This is a genomic window from Mesorhizobium sp. P5_C1 (assembly GCF_054049815.1).
Window position 1 is genome coordinate 1 of record NZ_JBFULQ010000078.1, and the last position, 17,654, is coordinate 17,654.

General features: G+C 63.3%; 17 protein-coding genes. 13 read left to right on the forward strand and 4 right to left on the reverse strand.

The features are described 5' to 3' along the window. The 6 genes from ACXJ7R_RS09195 to ACXJ7R_RS09220 form a co-directional block, all read left to right on the forward strand. On the forward strand, positions 1-565 hold a 565-nt coding region (locus ACXJ7R_RS09195; protein WP_457151563.1), incomplete at its 5' end, for an extracellular solute-binding protein. 82 nt (positions 566-647) lie between these two features. Then, positions 648-1,532, forward strand: a complete 885-nt coding sequence (locus ACXJ7R_RS09200; protein WP_095089246.1) for a carbohydrate ABC transporter permease — start codon at positions 648-650, stop codon at positions 1,530-1,532. After that, positions 1,532-2,377: a carbohydrate ABC transporter permease gene (locus tag ACXJ7R_RS09205; protein ID WP_095089248.1), complete on the forward strand. Its 846-nt coding sequence runs from the start codon at positions 1,532-1,534 to the stop codon at positions 2,375-2,377. The genes ACXJ7R_RS09200 and ACXJ7R_RS09205 overlap by 1 nt, the downstream gene beginning before the upstream one ends. Beyond that, positions 2,374-3,396 carry an SIS domain-containing protein gene (locus ACXJ7R_RS09210; RefSeq protein WP_457151564.1) on the forward strand — a complete coding sequence of 341 codons (1,023 nt, stop codon included), beginning with the start codon at positions 2,374-2,376 and terminating at the stop codon, positions 3,394-3,396. Before ACXJ7R_RS09205 ends, ACXJ7R_RS09210 begins: the two co-directional genes overlap by 4 nt. Beyond that, positions 3,396-4,334, forward strand: coding sequence for a PfkB family carbohydrate kinase (locus ACXJ7R_RS09215; RefSeq protein ID WP_457151565.1), 939 nt, complete (start codon positions 3,396-3,398; stop codon positions 4,332-4,334). Before ACXJ7R_RS09210 ends, ACXJ7R_RS09215 begins: the two co-directional genes overlap by 1 nt. After that, a complete protein-coding gene (locus ACXJ7R_RS09220) occupies positions 4,321-5,409 on the forward strand; it encodes an ABC transporter ATP-binding protein (protein WP_457151566.1) in 1,089 nt (362 codons plus the stop codon). The genes ACXJ7R_RS09215 and ACXJ7R_RS09220 overlap by 14 nt, the downstream gene beginning before the upstream one ends. Here the strand turns inward: ACXJ7R_RS09220 and ACXJ7R_RS09225 are convergent. Further along, complete coding sequence (locus tag ACXJ7R_RS09225) at positions 5,400-5,966, reverse strand: TetR/AcrR family transcriptional regulator (protein ID WP_095089256.1); 567 nt, start codon at positions 5,964-5,966, stop codon at positions 5,400-5,402. The two genes, ACXJ7R_RS09220 and ACXJ7R_RS09225, sit on opposite strands and share 10 nt — an antisense overlap. A gap of 145 nt (positions 5,967-6,111) precedes the next feature. On the opposite strand from ACXJ7R_RS09225, the gene ACXJ7R_RS09230 reads away from it, so the two are divergent. Together ACXJ7R_RS09230 and ACXJ7R_RS09235 are read left to right on the forward strand one after the other, a co-directional pair. Continuing rightward, the gene (locus ACXJ7R_RS09230; RefSeq protein WP_457151567.1) at positions 6,112-7,464 is read left to right on the forward strand and encodes an efflux RND transporter periplasmic adaptor subunit; all 1,353 of its coding nucleotides are present in this window, start codon (positions 6,112-6,114) and stop codon (positions 7,462-7,464) included. Next, on the forward strand, positions 7,461-10,544 hold the full coding sequence (locus ACXJ7R_RS09235; RefSeq protein WP_457151568.1) for an efflux RND transporter permease subunit: 3,084 nt from the start codon (positions 7,461-7,463) through the stop codon (positions 10,542-10,544). The genes ACXJ7R_RS09230 and ACXJ7R_RS09235 overlap by 4 nt, the downstream gene beginning before the upstream one ends. 288 nt (positions 10,545-10,832) lie before the next feature. On the opposite strand, the gene ACXJ7R_RS09240 is transcribed toward ACXJ7R_RS09235, so the two are convergent. Further along, entirely contained in the window at positions 10,833-11,294 is a 462-nt protein-coding gene (locus tag ACXJ7R_RS09240) for a L,D-transpeptidase (RefSeq protein ID WP_095089260.1), read from the reverse strand. A 165-nt stretch (positions 11,295-11,459) separates the two neighbouring features. Between ACXJ7R_RS09240 and ACXJ7R_RS09245 the strand changes: the two genes are divergently transcribed. Continuing rightward, entirely contained in the window at positions 11,460-11,981 is a 522-nt protein-coding gene (locus ACXJ7R_RS09245; RefSeq protein WP_457151569.1) for a hypothetical protein, read from the forward strand. Positions 11,982-12,016: 35 nt separating this feature from the next. Next, positions 12,017-12,184: a hypothetical protein gene (locus tag ACXJ7R_RS09250; protein ID WP_457151570.1), complete on the forward strand. Its 168-nt coding sequence runs from the start codon at positions 12,017-12,019 to the stop codon at positions 12,182-12,184. 71 nt (positions 12,185-12,255) lie between these two features. Here ACXJ7R_RS09250 and ACXJ7R_RS09255 read toward each other — a convergent pair whose 3' ends face one another. After that, a complete protein-coding gene (locus ACXJ7R_RS09255) occupies positions 12,256-12,942 on the reverse strand; it encodes a winged helix-turn-helix domain-containing protein (RefSeq protein ID WP_457151571.1) in 687 nt (228 codons plus the stop codon). Positions 12,943-12,987: 45 nt separating this feature from the next. Between ACXJ7R_RS09255 and ACXJ7R_RS09260 the strand changes: the two genes are divergently transcribed. Continuing rightward, on the forward strand, positions 12,988-13,761 hold the full coding sequence (locus ACXJ7R_RS09260) for a response regulator (RefSeq protein WP_457151572.1): 774 nt from the start codon (positions 12,988-12,990) through the stop codon (positions 13,759-13,761). A 74-nt stretch (positions 13,762-13,835) separates the two neighbouring features. Continuing rightward, positions 13,836-15,923: a PAS domain S-box protein gene (locus tag ACXJ7R_RS09265; protein WP_457151573.1), complete on the forward strand. Its 2,088-nt coding sequence runs from the start codon at positions 13,836-13,838 to the stop codon at positions 15,921-15,923. A 125-nt stretch (positions 15,924-16,048) separates the two neighbouring features. On the opposite strand, the gene ACXJ7R_RS09270 is transcribed toward ACXJ7R_RS09265, so the two are convergent. Beyond that, positions 16,049-16,459 (reverse strand): hypothetical protein, encoded by a 411-nt coding sequence (locus ACXJ7R_RS09270; protein ID WP_457151574.1) that lies wholly within the window; start codon positions 16,457-16,459, stop codon positions 16,049-16,051. 498 nt (positions 16,460-16,957) lie between these two features. On the opposite strand from ACXJ7R_RS09270, the gene ACXJ7R_RS09275 reads away from it, so the two are divergent. Next, positions 16,958-17,654: aromatic ring-hydroxylating oxygenase subunit alpha (locus tag ACXJ7R_RS09275; protein ID WP_457151575.1), on the forward strand; the 697-nt coding region annotated here is incomplete at its 3' end.

Sequence of the window (17,654 nt, forward strand, 5' to 3'; positions counted from 1 at the left end):
GAAATACATGGTCGACAGCTACAAGTCGGGCCTCACCAATCCCAATTCCAAGGAATTCCTGGAAGAGGACGTGCGCAAGGTCTTCGAAAACGGTGACGCCGCCTTCGCGCTGAACTGGACCTACATGTACAACATGGCCAACGATCCGAAGGACAGCAAGGTCGCGGGCAAAGTCGGCGTTGTGCCGGCGCCAGGTGTCAGTGGCACCAGCGAGGTGTCGGCCGTCAACGGCTCGATGGGCCTTGGCGTCACAGCGGTCTCCAAGCATCCGGACGAAGCCTGGAAATACATTGAATTCATGACCTCGCAGGCGACGCAAAACCAGTATGCCAAGCTCTCGCTGCCGATCTGGGCGTCGTCCTATGACGACCCGGCGGTGACCAAGGGCCAGGAAGAGCTGATCGCCGCCGCCAAGCTCGGCCTGGCTGCGATGTATCCGCGCCCGACCACGCCGAAATACCAGGAGCTGTCGACCGCCTTGCAGCAGGCGATCCAGGAATCGCTTCTCGGCCAGTCTTCACCGGAAGACGCCTTGAAGACCGCCGCGCAAAACAGCGGCCTCTGAGCACTGTTGTCGTTCAACATGGGCGGCCTTGTGCCGCCCATGTTATGTCCAGATCAAAGATGAACGAAGAAAGGCTGCTCCGATGTCGGGCACCTGGATGACAACCCGTGCATGGTTGCTGATGCTGCCGCTGCTCGTGGTCATGGTCGCCGTCATCGGCTGGCCGCTGGCCGATACCGTCGGGCTTTCCTTCACCGACGCCAAGCTTGTCGGCACGGGCGGCAATTTCGTCGGCTTCGACAATTATGCGAACATGCTGTCCAGCTCGAATTTTTCGCGCACGCTGGTCACCACGACACTCTTCGCGGTGATTTCGGTCGCCGCCGAAATGGTGATCGGCGTTCTCGCAGCACTGCTGCTCAATCAGCAGTTTCATGGCCGCGCCATCCTGCGCGCCTTGATGATCCTGCCCTGGGCGCTGCCGACCGTGGTCAACGCCACGCTGTGGCGGCTGATCTACAATCCCGAATATGGCGCGCTCAACGCTGCCCTCACACAAATGCACCTCATCGATGCCTACCGTTCCTGGCTCGGCGAGCCGGGCACCGCGCTGGCGGCGCTGATCGTCGCCGACTGCTGGAAGAACTTTCCGCTGGTGGCGCTGATCGCGCTGGCCGCGCTGCAGGCAGTGCCACGCGACATTACCGCGGCCTCGCTCGTCGACGGCGCCGGGGCCTTCAACCGCTTCCGCTTCGTCATCCTGCCCTATCTCGCCGGTCCGCTGATGGTGGCGCTGGTGCTGCGCACCATCGAGGCTTTCAAGGTCTTCGACATCATCTGGGTGATGACCCGCGGCGGCCCGGCCAACAGCACGCGCACGCTGTCGATCCTCGTCTACCAGGAGGCCTTCTCCTTCCAGCGCGCCGGATCCGGCGCGTCGCTGGCGCTGATCGTCACCTTGCTCGTCACCGTGCTGGCCGTCGCCTATGCCGCGCTGGTGCGCAAGACCGCCGGGAGTGCCGCCTGATGGAACGCCAGAGCCCGGCCTTCACCATCTTCATCCACGCCTGCGCTTTGCTGCTCGCAGCCGTCATCCTGGCGCCCCTCGCCTGGCTGTTCATCATGAGCATCTCGCCAGCCGCCGACCTTGCCGCCAAGCCGCTGCGCTGGTGGCCGCAAAGTGCTGACTTCTCGCGCTACGGGCAATTGCTGTCGACCGCCGAAAACAGCGCCGGCGCTGCCTTCACCTCCTCGCTGCGCAACAGCCTCGAGATTGCCGGCATGGCGACCATCGCGGCGCTCGCGCTGGCGATCCCGGCCGGCTGGGCCGTCTCGCGCACGCCGTCGATCGGCTGGTCGCTGTCGATGGTCATCGCCACCTACATGTTGCCGCCTGTGGCGCTTGCCGTGCCGCTTTATATGGGCCTGTCGTATCTCGGCCTGCTCAACAATGTCTTCGGCCTGGCGCTGGTCTACCTGACCATACTGGCGCCGTTCACCACCTGGCTGATGAAGTCGGGTTTCGACTCGATCCCGCGGGAAATCGAGGCGGCGGCAATGATCGACGGCGCTGGACTGTTCCAGACGCTGCGCATCATCACGCTGCCGCTGGCGGCACCGGTGATGGCGACATCGGCGCTGTTTGCCGTGCTGCTCGCCTGGGACGAATTCTTCTATGCGCTGCTGTTCACCTCGGACCAGCGCGCGAAGACCCTGACCGTCGCCATCGCCGATTTGGCCGGCGGCCGGGTTTCCGACTACGGATTGATCGCCACGGCCGGCGTGCTGGCAGCCTTGCCGCCGGTGCTGATCGGCCTGGTCATGCAGCGGGCGCTGATCTCCGGCCTGACCAGCGGCGGTGTGAAAGGATGACGATGACCACTGGCAAGAGCCGCCCCGCCGGGCTCATGGCGATCGACCGCGAGATGGCGCGCCAGCATGCCGATGCGATCGCGTCGTTCGAACACAACGCGGCCATGGCGGCAAAGGTCGCCGCCTCGATCCGGCGCAGCGGGCGCCTGTTGCTGCTCGGCATGGGCGGCTCGCATGCCGTCGGCCGCGCCGTCGAGCCGCTCTACCGCGCGCTTGGCATCGATGCGCTGGCACTGCCGCTTTCCGAGCAACTCGGCCAACCGCTGCGACTGGCCGGCAGGACGGTGCTCGTCACCTCGCAGTCCGGTGAGAGCGCCGAGGTCGTCAGATGGTTCTCAGAGGCTGGCGGCACCGCCGATGTTTTCGGCTTGACGCTTGAAGGCGCTTCGTTCCTGGCTCGCACGGTGCCTTGCCTGGTCGGCGCCGGCGGCACCGAACTGGCGTTTGCCGCAACCCGCAGCCTGACCGTGACCTTCGCTTTGCATCTGGCGATCATCGCCGCACTCGGCGAGGATCCGAGTGCCGCGCTTGGCGCTCTGGATCAGCCGCAAGACAACGACATCACACAAGCGCTCGCAGCACTGGCTGGAGTGACAGCCGTCGTCACCTCGGGCCGGCGGTTGCAAGGTCTTGGCGAAGCGCTGGCACTCGGCCTTAGCGAACTGTCGCGCCTGCCGTGCTTTTCGCTCGAGGGCGGCCAGTTGCGTCACGGGCCGATGGAAATGCTCGGCCCGCACGTCGGCGTCATCCTGTTTCGCGGCAACGACCCGACATCGGATCTGGTGACCGCCATGGCCATATCCGTGGTCGAGGCCGGCGCACCGCTCGTCGTCTTCGATTCGTCCGGGCAAACGCCTGTCGCAGGAGCCGTGACGCTTTCCTTCAAACCGGCTTCCGGTATGGCCGCGATCTTCGCCATGCTGCCTCCAGCGCAACGCCTGATGATCGCTTTCGCCGATGCCCGCGTCGACAATGCCGGCACGCCGGTTCGCTCGACCAAGATCACCAGGAGCGAGTGATGCGTCCGCTTGCGGTGATCGGCAACGTCAATGTCGACCTGATTGTCGGCCCGGTAGCGCCGTGGCCTGCCGCCGGAACGGAGACCGTCGTCGATCACGACGAATTGCGCGTCGGCGGCCAGGCAGGCAACAGCGCGCTGGCCTGGCAGGCGTTGGGCGTCGATTTCGCCGTTGCCGCCAATGTCGGCGACGACCAGTTCGGCCGTTGGCTTCGCGAGGCCTTTGGCCGCCGCGCCGAGAAATGGCCGGTCCGTCCTGAAGGCACGACGCTGTCCGTCGGCATGACCCACCCGGACGGCGAGCGGACCTTCTTCACCACACGCGGACATCTGCCGCGCTTCGGCCTCGGCGATGTGTTTTCCGTGCTCGACGGCAGGGCGCTCTCGGGCGGCTACGCGCTGTTGTGCGGCTCTTTCCTGACCGACGATCTCACACGCCATTACGACGCGTTTTTCGACTGGGCGGACAGCAACGGCATTGCCGTCGCGCTCGACACCGGCTGGCCGATCGATGGCTGGACCGAGGCAAATTGCACGGCCACCCGCGCATGGCTGTCGCGCTGCGAGCTGGCGCTGTTCAACGAGGTCGAGACCGTGACCCTGGCCGGAACGCAGAGCCCTGTGGAGGCCGCCCGCGCGATCCGGTCGAGCATGAAGGAAGGCGCGACCTTCGTCGTCAAGCGCGGCCCGCTGGGCGCCATCGCCATCGGCCCGGACGGCGCACTTGTCGAAGCCGTCGCGCCCGATGTCCGGGTGGTCGACACGATCGGCGCCGGCGATGTCTTCAACGCCGCCTTCCTCGCTGCACTGGCGCAGGAGCAGCCGCTGTCGGCCTGTCTCTCCGCCGCGACGCATGTGGCGTCGCGCGCGATTTCCACCTTGCCCCGCAACTATGGTGGGCCGATGCAGTTCAGGGAATCCACACATGAGCGCGCTTGAAATCCGCGACATCCGCAAGAGCTACGGCAGTGTCGAGACGCTGAAAGGCATCGACATCGCGCTGCAGAGCGGCGAATTCCTGGTGCTGCTCGGCTCCTCGGGCTGCGGAAAATCGACGCTGCTCAACATCATCGCTGGGCTGGCCGAGGCGACCAGCGGCGATGTGCTGATCGGCGGCCGCTCGATCCTTGGCGTTCATCCCAAGAACCGCGATATCGCCATGGTCTTCCAGTCCTATGCGCTCTATCCGAACCTGACTGTTCACCGCAACATCGGCTTCGGACTGGAGATGCGCGGGGTCGCCGCCGACGAGCGCAACAGGGCGGTACACGAAGCGGCGAAGCTGCTGCAGATAGAGACCCTGCTCGACCGCAAGCCGAGCCAGCTTTCTGGCGGTCAGCGCCAGCGCGTCGCCATTGGCCGGGCGCTGGTGCGCAAGCCGCAGGTCTTCCTGTTCGACGAGCCGCTGTCCAATCTCGACGCCAAGCTGCGCCTGGAAATGCGCACCGAACTGAAGCGCCTGCACCAGATGCTGCAGACCACGATCGTCTATGTCACCCATGACCAGATCGAGGCAATGACGCTGGCGACCCGCATCGCGGTGATGCGCGACGGCCGGATCGAACAGCTCGGCACGCCCGAAGATATCTACGACCAGCCGGCGACACTCTATGTCGCGGGCTTTGTCGGCGCACCGTCGATGAACATGCTGCAGGCGGTCGTCATCGACGGAAAGCTGGCCATAGCCGATACCGACGTGCGGATACCCGTGCCTGCACGCAATCGACACTCGGTCCGCGACGGCGCACCGGTCGTCGTCGGCATCAGGCCCGAAGCGCTTCGCGTGGCGACCATTGCTGCGACAGACTTGTCATTGCCCGTGGAGATCGAGGTCGTCGAACTGACCGGACCCGAACTGGTCACCACGGCCCGCATCGGTGCACAGCGGCTGACGGCTTGCCTGCCGCCACGGACCCGGCTTGCCAAGGGCCAAACATGCAGCTTCGCCTTCGATGAGACAGCGCTTCGCTTGTTTGACCCGGCAACCGGCAAGGCCTTCCTGGATCAGCCCTGATCGATGTCCTCGCGGGTATGCGGCGACCCCGCAATCTCAAGCAGGGACGACACCAGCAACTGCCGTTCGTCTTTCGAAAGGACATCCGCATCGAAGAGGCTCATGCTGCGCAGCCCTTCTATGGCCAGGTAGCAGACCAGCAACGACTTCAGATCCGGCGTCTCGCCCTTCAGCCGCTCGAAAAGCTGCTGCTTGAACGTCTTTATCGGCGTCATGAAGTCGGGATCCTCGGCGATCGCCGAAAAGATCCAGGATGCCGATGGCCGCTTCTCCTCGCAATCGCTTGCCGACAGCGTGATGTAGACGGCGAGTGGGTTTTTGCCTTTGTCGGCACTGTTTGCGGTTTCGAGCGCTTGCCCGAAGTCACGCAAATAGCCCTCGACCAATCCCTGCATCAACTTGGCCTTGGTCGGGAAATTGTAGAGCAACCCGCCTTTCGATACGCCGGCGCGGCTGGCGACCGCTTCCAGCGACAGGCTGCCGGGCCCGGATTCTCTTGCGACGTCCGCCGCCGCAGCAAGAATCTTCTCGCGCGAATTCGATCTTGGAGCTTTCATGGCCCCTCCCATCGCAAGCTTAGGCCCAATTGACAAGACCGTCCAGACGGTACAGTAAGACCGCCGTTATTTGAAATCGGGACCCGCAGTCGATATGTGTCCCGATGTCCGCGCTTCGCGCCGGATTTCGGCTGAGGGGACTTCCTTGTTCAAGCGCATCCTTCGTATCGTCATCATCGCCCTGGTTCTGCTCGTCCTCTTCGTCGTGGTCGGTGGCATTGTCGGCTTCAACTTCCTGCGCGACAACGGCATCAAGCAGTATTTCGCTACGATGAAGCCGCCGGCGGCGACAGTGTCGACGACCATCGCCAAGCCGTCGACCTGGACGCCGGGCGTCGAGGCTATCGGTACGGTCAGGGCTGTGCGCGGTGTCGATCTGACGGTTGAAACCACCGGCATCGTCAAGGAGATCCTGTTTCACGCCAACCAGAAGGTTGCGGAAGGCGCGGTCCTGCTGCAACTCGACGGTGCGGTCGAGCGCGCCGATCTGGAAGCAACGAAGGCGCAAGTCGCGGTCGTCCAGATGGCGCTGACGCGCGCCATTGAACTGCAGCGGCGCGGCGTCAATGCGGACGCTACGCTCGACACGGCGCGGGCAACCGCATCGGCAACCGCCGCGCAAGTGAACAAACTGCAGGCGGTGCTCGACCAAAAGCAGCTGACGGCGCCTTTCAGCGGCACGGTGGGCATTCCGAGAATCGACCTCGGCCAGTACCTGGCGCCTGGCACCGTAGTGGTGACGTTGCAGGATCTGGACACGATGCGGGTCGATTTCTCGGTTCCCGAACAACAGCTCCCGCTGCTCAAGATCGGCCAGACGGTGCGACTGGGCATCGGCGGCGGCGAGATGCCCTATGCCGGTACCATTCGCGGCATCGACCCGAAAATCGACCCATCCAGCCGGTTGGTGAATATCAGGGCGGAAGTCGCCAATCCTGAAGGCAAGCTGACCCCGGGCCAGTTCGTGCAGGTCCGTGTCGAACTGCCCGAAGAGCAGAATGTGCTGGCGCTGCCGCAGACGGCGCTGACCACCAGTCTCTATGGCGACTATATATTCGTCGTACAGCCGGCGAAGCCCGCCGAAGCGCCCCCAGCGCAGGCAGCCAAGCCGGAAGAAAAGCCCGCCGCGTCGGCAACCGACAAACCGGCGGACGCCCAGCCCACAGACAAAAAGCCGGCAGATACCAAGCCGGCTGAAGCCATGAAGCCGGCGGCAGATGCAACCAAGCCTGCCGCCGATGCGGCAAAGCCAGCGGACAAGGCTGCCGATCCGGCCAAGCCGGCGGCGGAAGCCGACAAGCCCGCTCTGGTGCTGTCGCAGGTCTTCGTCAAGCCCGGTCGTCGCAACGAGGGCATGGTCGAGATCGTCGAGGGGCTGAAGGCTGGAGACGAAGTCGTCACCGCCGGTCAGAACCGGCTCTTCAATGGCATGTCCGTCGCCGTCGACAACACCATCGACCCGACCAAATCGGCGAACAAGCAGGCCGACCCGCAATGAGCTTTTCCGATATCTTCATTCGCCGGCCTGTCCTTTCGACGGTCCTTGCCTGCATGATCCTGCTGCTGGGTTTCCAGGGCATCTTCAACCTGTCGATCCGGCAATATCCGAAGGTCGACGAGACGGCGATCACCATCACGACGGCCTATCCCGGCGCCAGTGCCGACCTGATCCAGGGCTTCATTTCCGCTCCGATCGCCCGCGCCGTGGCCTCGACCGAGAACATCGACTACGTCACCTCGTCGAGCCGTCCGTCTTCCAGCACCGTGACGGTGCAGATGAAGCTTGGCTCCAACCCCGACGTGGCACTGACCGAAGTGCTGTCCAAGGTCCAGGGCGTGCGCGGCACCTTGCCGGACGCCTCCAAGGACCCCGTCATCGTCAAGGGCAMCGGCCAGCAGTTCGCGATGATGTACATCTCGATGCAGAATCCGAACATGACGAAGGAGCAGCTGACGGAGTATATCGAGCGCGTCATTCGGCCGCGCATGTCGACGGTCGAAGGCGTCGCCGACGTGCAGATCTTCGGCGCCCAGGAATACTCGATGCGCGTCTGGATCGACCCGGTCAAGCTTGCCGCGCGCGGCGTGACTGCCGCCGAAGTTCTGGAGGCGATCGATAATTCCAACTTCCTGTCGGCGCCGGGCAATACGCAGAACGAGTATGTGGTCTCGTCGATCACAGTGCGCTCGACGCTGCAGACGCCCGAAGCATTCGCCGCGCTGCCGTTGCGCTCGACGGACGGCAATGTGGTGCGGCTGCGCGACGTGGCTCGCGTCGAACTCGGCGCCGAGAACACCGACACCAGGGTCAGCTTCAACGGCAAGCCCGGCACCTTCCTCGCCATCTTCCCGACACCCGCGGCCAACCCACTGACCACGGCGGCGGCGCTTACCAAGCTGGTACCGCAGATTCAGGAAACACTACCGAAGGGCATGACGATCGAGGTCGTCTACGATGCGACCGGGCAGATCAGCGCCTCGATCGAAGAGGTGTTCAAGACCATCGCCGAGGCGGTTGCCATCGTCATCGTCGTCATCCTTTTGTTCCTTGGCTCTTTCCGTTCGGTGATGATGCCAATCGTCACCATCCCGCTGTCGCTGATCGGCGTCTGCTTCCTTTTGTTTGCGGTGGGCTATTCGATCAACCTTCTCTCCCTGCTGGCCATGGTGCTGGCTATCGGCCTCGTCGTCGATGACGCCATCGTGGTGGTCGAAAACATCCACCGCCACATGGAAGAAGATCACATGTCGCCGATGCAGGCGGCATTCAGCGGCATGCGCGAAATCGCGTCGGCCATTGTCGCCATGACGATGACGTTGGCCGCCGTGTTCGCGCCGCTGGCCTTCACCGGCGGCCTGACGGGCGCGCTGTTCCGCGAATTCGCGGTCACGCTCGCCGGCTCGGTTGTGCTGTCAGGTGTCATCGCCGTCACCATCACCCCGATGATGTCGGCGCGCCTCTTGAAGTCCGGCACACCGGGCCGTTTCCAGCGTATTGTCGACGGCACCTTCGCGCGGGTCGAGCACGTCTACGAGAGGGCCGTCACCGGTTCGCTGAACTATCGCCCGCTGACGCTGATCATCGTGCTGGCGCTTGTCGGCGTCACCGGTTTCATGTTCACCAAGACCTCGAGCGAACTGGCGCCGGAAGAGGACCAGGGCTTTCTGCTCTCGATTGTGACAGCGCCACGCTATGCTACGTCCGACTACACCGAGACATACGTCAACCAGATGCTCGGCCTTGTGAGGGATATTCCCGAGACGCGGGCGCAGTTCTCCGCCGTCGCCTTCGGCGGTGAGACAAACAGCGCCTTCGTCGGCTTTGCCTTCAAGGACTGGGCTGAACGCAAACGCAATTCCAAGGAATTGCAGGCCGACATTACGGCCCGTCTCGCCAAGGTGGCGGGTGTCCAGGCCTTCGTCTTTGCGCCACCGACGCTGCCGGGCTCCGGCGGCGGCCTGCCCATCGCCTTGGTGGTGCGATCGACCGGCGATTCCTCGGAAGTGTACGATGTGGCGGAGAAGATCAAGAACAAGGCGCAGGCCTCCGGTCGCTTCATCGTCGTGCAGAATTCGATGGCCTATGACGCGCCGCAGGTGACGGTGACTATCGATCGCGACCGCGCCGCGGCCCTCAACCTGCCGATCGCCGATATCGGCCGGACGTTGACGCTGCTGGTCGGCGGTGCCGAAGTGGCGCAATTCGATCGCGACTCCAACAGCTACGACATCATCCCGCAGGTGCCGCAGGAGTTCCGCGACAACCCCGAAAAGCTCGGCCAATACTTCGTGCGCAGCGTCACGGGCGAGATGGTGCCGCTGTCGGCCGTGGTGAAGATCTCCAACAATGCCGCGCCGGCGGCCATCGAGCAGTTCAACCAGCTGAATTCAGCAACGATTTCCGCGCTTCCGCTGCCCGGTGTCACCACCGGCGACGGGCTGAAGGCACTGGAGGACATCGCCAGGGAGAACCTGCCCGATAGCTTCTTCATTGATTACTCCGGCCAGTCCAGGCAAGAGAAGGAACAGGGCAACACCATCCTGATCGCCTTTGCGGCGGCCGTCATCGTCATCTATCTGGTGCTGGCGGCGCAGTTCGAAAGCTTCCGCGATCCGCTGATAATCATGATGGCGGTGCCGCTATCGATCTTCGGCGCCATCGTGCCGCTCAATCTGGGTCTCGGCACGCTCAACATCTATACGCAGGTCGGTCTGATCACGCTGATCGGCCTGATCACCAAGCACGGCATCCTTCTGGTCGAGTTCGCCAACCAGCAGCGTGAAATCCATGGCATGCGGCGGCGCGACGCCATCATCGCCTCGGCCAAGGTCCGCCTGCGCCCGATCCTGATGACGACGGCGGCGATGGCGCTTGGCGTGGTGCCGCTGATCACGTCCAGCGGTGCGGGCGCCGCGGCGCGCTATTCGATGGGCCTGGTCATCTTTACCGGCATCCTGGTCGGCACCATGTTCACGCTCTTCGTCGTGCCCATGTTCTACACCTTCATCGCCAGCAAGGACCTGCCGCATCTGGCCGAGAAGCCGGATCCCAAGCTGATGCCGGCACTGCCGAACTAGAGCAATTCCAGGAAAAGTGTGAAACGGTTTTCCYGGGAAAAGCGCGTAGCGCTTTCCCTTAGGGAATTGCGTCAAAACAAAGAGTTAGAGCAGTTGGCCGTTTCAGAGAAACGGTGAACTGCTCTAAAGCAAAACAGGATGACAACAAAAAAGAGGCCGGAAAATTCCGGCCTCTTTTTTTGGCTGGGCTCGATACCGCCGGTTTGAGCTGTACTCGATACCGCGCAAACCTTCCTGCGGGAGCCTTGAACGAGGACGCGGCAGTTGGCCTGCCCGTTTCACAGCCTGCTACTTGACGATGACGATGCTGGTGTTGGTCGGCCCGAACATTTCGACGAGCTGATAGAAATCGGCGGCGTTGTCGGGATGCAGCCGCACGCAGCCATGCGAAGCCGGCTGGCCGAGGCGCTTGATCGCGTTGGTGGCATGCACCGCATAGCCGCCGCTGAAGAAGACCGAGTGCGGCATCGGCGCGTTGTCGTACTTCTTCGAATACCACATCTCATGCATGCGCGTCGGCTTGAACGAACCGGTCGGCGTCACATGGGCTCCGTCGCCGGTAGAAACCTTCCAGGCGAAGGCCGGCCGACCGTCGACAGAGACTTCCATGACCTGCTGTGAAAGCGAGACGCGCGCCACGATCTTGTTGGCGGCGTGCGCTGCGCCCGAGCCTGCGCCGAACAGCAGTGCCGCACCGGTCAGGGCGGCGGCGGCGACGTTGATCAGCTTGGCGGAAATGGCGGTGTGCATGATGGTATCCCCTCTCTCTGCCGGACTTGGCCGGCTCCAATTCGATGGCTGCTTATCCCAATGGCATGTTTCGGGGAGATTTCGTGAAATGCTCGTTTTTGTTTCGAATCTGTTTCCTCTGGTTAACAAGCAGAGCCCGCTGACCGCCCCGGGAGAGGCGGTCAGATGCTGCTTGCTGACGGGGTCCAGATCACGAACATGGGTATTTGCCCCTCAACGAAGGTGCGAATTTCTGTATATGAAACAATGATCTTCGATCTCGAAACCAAGCGGCAACAAAGCGCGACTCCAAGCGGCATGATCCGGATACGGGCCGCAAGCAAAGTTGACGTAACGAAAACAGCCGGTACGAAAATGGAAACGAAATCGAACGCACTGTCCTGGGTTCTCAGGATCAGCATCGCGGCAGTGGTCATCGGCGGGGTCGGCACGGTTGCCGGCAACTCGTTGACAAATCTCGGCGCGATGACGTCAGGCGAGATTTCGACCCTGCATGCCGCACTGTTTTTTGCCACGGTCTGGATTGTTTCCAGCCTGCGCGTCGTTCGGCTCAAGGCCCTCTGGCGGGTCGGTCTTAAGCTGACGGGAATGCGCGGCCCCTCCGGCAACTTGCTGCCGAGAGGACCGAAGGCCCGCGCCGCAGCGGGGGGCTCCGTGAGCGGCGCGGGCACTTCGGGAGTATCCTGAAGTGACCTGCAACACACAAATGGGGAACTGATACGATGAACACGAAATTTGCCGCTTCGGTGCTTTCTGCACTGCTTTACGCGCAGGGCCTGCTGGGCTTTGCCGCCGTTGCCACCGTGCTGCTCAGGGACCGCGCCCATGCGAGCGAGCTCAGCATGGGCAATGACATCCCATCGGGTCCCTCGCTGCTGGTGGTGCGCTGATCGTCAGGAGCATCGGATCCAGGTGGAAACTCCGATGCTCGAACGAAGAGATGGCGTCAGTGCCCCAGCCGTCAGTCGACGAATTGCTGCGGCGGATCAAACCGATAGCCGGCGCCGCGAATGGTGGTGATGGTGTCGGTGTCGAGCTTGCGGCGCAGCCGCACGATGCGCGAATCGATCGAGCGATCGAAGGCGTCGGCGTTTTCGGCAGGTGCCGCGGCAATGATATCGTCACGCGTCAGCACCTTGCGCGGACTGGCCAGGAACAGCCTGAGCAGCGCCACCTGACCGGGCGAAAGCTGCTCTTCCGTGCCGGACCGATGCATGACCATGGCCGATCTCAGATCGACGGTCGCGTTCTCCAGCACGATCAGTTCCTGCGTGCCCCTGCCGCGTCGCGAAAGCAAGCCTCCGACACGGGCGGCGAGTTCCCTGACATTGAGTGGGCTCTCGACGACGTCGGCCGCACCAAGCTCGAGCGCCAGCACCTTGTCGACGAGATCTGCCGGCCGGCAGATCAAGATGAAATCCGGTCCGCCCTCGCCACCATGGCGCTTGAGCAGATCCCGCCCCTCCGCCTGGCTGACGCTGTCGCCGATGACGACGACGTCGATGCCCTTTCCCGACAGCAGCGACTCAGCCTCCCATGGCTGCCGCGCCTGATGCACATCGTGGCCACGCCGCTCGAGATGGTCGGCGAGTTCGGTCGCGACCACTTCGGCGACCGAAACGAGCGCAATGACGGATCGTGCGGCCATATTTTTCAACCGTTCCCTGGCAACTAGATATGAGTGCTGGACATCATGTTTATACCCAATCTACTTTCCACTGAAAGTGGGAGCGAGAGCATCGTGCGGGCAAGAATTGTCATCGTCGAGGATGAGCCCGACCTGAGGGACGCGGTCGCCGAATATCTGGGCGCCGCCGGCTATGACGTGGTCACCGCCGAAAGTGCGGCCGCCGCGCGCAGCCTTGTTGAAACGCAGTCGTTTCATCTCGCCATCCTCRACATCGCCATGCCGGGCGAGGATGGCCTCTCGCTCGGTCGCTGGCTGCGTTCGCGGCTGCCGATCGGTATCATCTACGCGACAGCCGCCGGCACCGCGCTCGACCGCATCGTCGGGCTGGAACTCGGCGCCGACGACTACATCGTCAAGCCCTACGAATTGCGCGAAGTGCTGGCAAGGGTCCGTAGCGTGCTGCGCCGGGTTCCTCAGCCGCAGGAGCTTCAGGGCAAGAAGGCCGCGACGGATCGGCGTTCCGTTGCCTTTGGCCCTTTCCAGGCCGATCTCGACGGCAGGCTGGTCACCGGCGCCAATGGCTCGGTGATCGACATGGCCAAGAGCGAGTTCGACGTGCTGGAGGTTTTCCTGACCCGCGCCAACCGGCTGCTGACCCGCGCCGCGATCTCCGAGGCGATCGGCTTCACCGAAGACCCGGACTCGTCGCGCGCGGTCGACATTCGCATCATGCGGCTGCGCAAGAAGATCGAGACGGATCCGGCCAATCCGAAATTTCTGCGCACGGTGCGCGGCGAAGGCTATATCTTTTCGCTGCCGACCGGCGACGGCAACTGAGCATCGAGCCCAAAGAGGGGTCAGGCTCGCAGCCGTCGCCCGCCGATCGACTGGCCCTGGAATGACGGCAGAAGATGATCGCTGAAACAGCAAACACGGATATGCAAGGGCTCAGGCAGGGCGCGGCGATGGCGGCCGTGCGCGTCGTTCGCCGGCTGCGCGAGGCCGGCGACTGGCAGCGCGAGATGGAGGGCATCCTGGAAACGCTCTGCCGGGCCATAGAATGCCAGCGCGGTATCCTGTTTCGCTTGCGCGAGCTGCCCGGCCAGGGCTTCGCCCAGTCGGTCGCCGCCTATTGGATCGACCCCGACTTCGGCGGAGAACTGGCATCGCCAACCGTCATCATGCAGTCGGTCGTCAACTCGGATCCGCTGCTGGAGCGGGTGGCCGAGGATGAACGGCAAGGCAAGATCTTCGCCGGTCACACGCGCGATCTCGAAGGCTTCCTGAGAACCGACTTCGAAAAGCAGAACATCAAGTCGTTCCTGTCGGTGTCGGTCTTCGCGCATGGCCATCTGTGGGGCACGCTGGCGGTCAATGACTGCGTCGACGAGCGCGACTGGACCGACGAGGAGGAGGCGACGCTGCACATCATCGCGCTCGCCATCGGCGACGCCATCGAGCGATCGCCCTCCGACGCCCATGCCAGCGAAGTCATTCGCCGCACCATGCTGCAGGCCTCGCTCGACGCCATCATCGTCATCGACGAGGCCGGGTCGATCATCGAATTCAACCCTGCCGCCGAAAAGATGTTCGGCTTCCAGCGCAGCGACATCCTCGGCAAGGACCTGCTCGACACCGTCGTGCCCGAATACTACCGCAAGGGCTATTCTTCGGGCGCCGACTATATGTCCGGCCGCGGCGCGCCTATGGTTGGCCAGCGGCTAGAGACCGTGACGCAGAATGCGGCCGGCGAGGTGTTTCCGATCGAGCTGACGGCGACCGAGATGCGGGTCGCCGATCGCCGACTGATCTTCGGTTCGATCCGCGATTTGCGCGACAGGCTACGCGCCGAGGAGGAGATCGGTCGCCAGCGCGAGAAGCTGCACCAGAACGAGAAGATGGCGGCGATGGGTTCGTTGCTGGCCGGCGTCTCTCACGAACTCAACAACCCGCTGGCCGTGGTGGTGGCGCAATCGACGCTGCTGCACGAATTCGCCTCCGATCCGCAGACCAAGGTACGTGCCGAGAAGGTGCGTGCCGCCGCCGAGCGTTGCGGCCGCATCGTCAAGAGCTTCCTGTCGATGGTCCGCCTTCATCCTGCAGCCCAGGCCGAGACCRACCTCAACCAGGTGATCCGCGCTGCCCTCGAGGTGACCGCCTACGGCGCGCGATCAAGCGGCATCATCATCGACACCGATTTCGCCGCCGGCCCGCTGCTGGCCATGGCCGACGCCGACCACGTGACGCAGGTGGCGGCCAACTTCCTCATCAACAGCCAGCATGCATTGGCCGGCATTGCCGGCGACCGGCTGATCAAGGTACGGACGTTCCGCAGTGATCGGGGCAACCCCGGCTTCTCGGTCGAGGACAATGGCCCCGGCGTGCCGGAAGCGATCCGCGGCCGCATCTTCGAATCCTATTTCACCACCAAGCCGGTCGGCGTCGGCACCGGCATCGGCCTGTCGATCTCGAAATCGATCATCGAGCGGCACAATGGCAATGTCTGGTTCGAGGAAGTGATACCGAGGGGAGCACGCTTCGTAGTCCAGCTGCCGGCCATTGCGGCCGGCGCCGCCAGCGCCGGCGAGAACCAGCCGCGCTCGAGCGGCTTGCGTCATGCCTTGATCATCGACGACGAGCCGGATGTCGCCGGCTCGCTCTCCGACATCCTCGAATTGATGGGCATCAAGTCGCGGATTGCACCCGTCTGGGAATCAGGCACCATCACCTTGGGCKGCCACATGCCGCCCGATATCGTCTTTTCGGACCTGCGAATGCCCGGCATCAGCGGCATATCGATCTATCGCGAGCTGCTTGTCGAAAGGCCCGACCTGGCGCAGCGTTTCGTGCTGGTCACCGGCGACCTGATCGGCGCGAAAGCCGAAATCGAGGCCTTGCCGGCGCAGCAGCGGCCGCAGATCCTGGAAAAGCCGTTCAGCACTTTGGATGTACGCAGCGTGCTGTCCGCCATTGCCGAACAGGCGGCATTGAAAGGATAAAAAGAGGCCCCCAGCCGGGCTCGTGGCAGGGGGCCGAAGAAGAGCGCGCTGGAGGGAGCGCTCGGGGGAGGTCAGAGCATGATCCCAAAGAGGGAACCGGTTTCGGGATCAGGCTTTGACAAAAATCAGAAAACGTTCGGCGTGCTGGTCAACGGCGCAGCATTGGCGATCATGCGGATCGCGCGGATCTTGTGCGCTCCTGACTGCTCGGCGATGGCGCGCAGGCAATCCATGCTCTCGGCGCCCCAGGCCTGCCCCTTGCAGGCGAAGTCGATCGTCGGCATCGGCAGGCGCGCGGTCCTGGTCGTCGTCTGCGCGCCGTCGACGAGGTTGGCTGGCGGATTCAACGAAGCGAAGGCCGGCCCGACTGTCGGCGCGAACGCCATGCCGATGAAGGCGCAAGCAGCCAGCAGAATGAACATAGCCATGGGATGGTCGCTGGCCTGCTGGCGCAGCGCCAGTTTCGGACGGCGGTCATCGCGCTCTGGAGCCTGGAGGAGGCGCTCGCCACGGGTCGTGTTGATTTTCGCATACATCGCCGTTCCCTTCGCTAAGTTTCTTTTTGGTGATGAAACGAACTTAGCCGCACTGTGTAACCGGGCTAGGGTGGTGCAAGTCTGACAATGTAACCGGTCTGAAACAGTATTTCGGGCAGAATCGGGCAAAACCGGTCACAGCGTTTCGCACATCCTCTCGAAGAATGAGTCTTCGCCCGATTCCGGCCCTGATTGCTCTGGCCAAGCGCCGCCGCAGCGCGGCCCCAAGCCGACGACCGGCAATCCCGTTCCCGCCCCCGCAAGGCGCTTTGTCCGCCGCTCCGTCCGCCTCGCAAAGTCGTGCCGGGACAGTGTCCCTGAAAACGTGACTAACACGCGGATTCTCCGGGATTTTCCGAGCCGACAGCCGCGCGGATTCTGGCTCCAGACGGCATAGGAATTCCGCCCGGGAAACCTTCCGATTTTCACAAGCCATTGCATTTCAATGAAAAATATGCTTTTATTGAATGAGTATTCAATAAAAAGAAGAGACGTTTTATGAACCCGCACCTCCGTGACGTGGCGATCCCCAACGATTGGGACCGGCGGGGACTGCCGGGTTGGAGTTACCATTCCGATGCCCTTCTCGAACTCGAGAAGGAGCACGTCTTCCGCAACCACTGGCAGATCGTCGGTCATGTCTCGGACATCCCGAATGCCGGCGACTACCTGACCATGGATGTGGTCGGCGAGCGCGCCTTGATCGTGCGCGGCAAGGACGGCGTCGTGCGCGGCTTCAACAACATGTGCCGCCACCGCGGCAGCCGCGTCGTCGCCGACAGCCAGGGCAATTGCAAGAATGCGCTGGTGTGCCCGTTCCATGGCTGGGTCTACAATCTCGACGGCACGCTGCGCGGTGCCGCGCGCCCGCGCTCCTTTCCCGATCTCGACAAGACCGAATTCGGCTTGATGCCGCTCGATCTGGAAATCTGGATGGGTTTCATCTTCATCCGTTTCCGCAATGGTGGGCCGCAGCCTTCGGTCGCCGAGTTGATGAAGCCGATCGAGCCGGAATTCGCGCCCTACAACGCCGCCGACATGGTGCCCTCCTGGGGCATCTGGACCCAGAAGACGCCGGTCAACTGGAAGTCGGTGCGCGATGTCGACAATGAGGGCTATCACGTCGCCATGGCGCATCCCGCGCTGCAGGATCTCTATGGCGCCACCTATTTCGACGAGCCGTTCATCAACGGCG

Coding starts and splice junctions, on each gene's coding strand:
- ACXJ7R_RS09250 (WP_457151570.1), top strand. CDS start 12,017: ATGAACACGAAATTTGCCGCTTCGGTGCTTTCTGCACTGCTTTACGCG.
- ACXJ7R_RS09215 (WP_457151565.1), top strand. CDS start 3,396: ATGCGTCCGCTTGCGGTGATCGGCAACGTCAATGTCGACCTGATTGTC.
- ACXJ7R_RS09255 (WP_457151571.1), bottom strand. CDS start 12,942: ATGGCCGCACGATCCGTCATTGCGCTCGTTTCGGTCGCCGAAGTGGTC.
- ACXJ7R_RS09200 (WP_095089246.1), top strand. CDS start 648: ATGTCGGGCACCTGGATGACAACCCGTGCATGGTTGCTGATGCTGCCG.
- ACXJ7R_RS09210 (WP_457151564.1), top strand. CDS start 2,374: ATGACGATGACCACTGGCAAGAGCCGCCCCGCCGGGCTCATGGCGATC.
- ACXJ7R_RS09205 (WP_095089248.1), top strand. CDS start 1,532: ATGGAACGCCAGAGCCCGGCCTTCACCATCTTCATCCACGCCTGCGCT.
- ACXJ7R_RS09225 (WP_095089256.1), bottom strand. CDS start 5,966: ATGAAAGCTCCAAGATCGAATTCGCGCGAGAAGATTCTTGCTGCGGCG.
- ACXJ7R_RS09270 (WP_457151574.1), bottom strand. CDS start 16,459: ATGTATGCGAAAATCAACACGACCCGTGGCGAGCGCCTCCTCCAGGCT.
- ACXJ7R_RS09240 (WP_095089260.1), bottom strand. CDS start 11,294: ATGCACACCGCCATTTCCGCCAAGCTGATCAACGTCGCCGCCGCCGCC.
- ACXJ7R_RS09220 (WP_457151566.1), top strand. CDS start 4,321: ATGAGCGCGCTTGAAATCCGCGACATCCGCAAGAGCTACGGCAGTGTC.
- ACXJ7R_RS09245 (WP_457151569.1), top strand. CDS start 11,460: ATGCTGCTTGCTGACGGGGTCCAGATCACGAACATGGGTATTTGCCCC.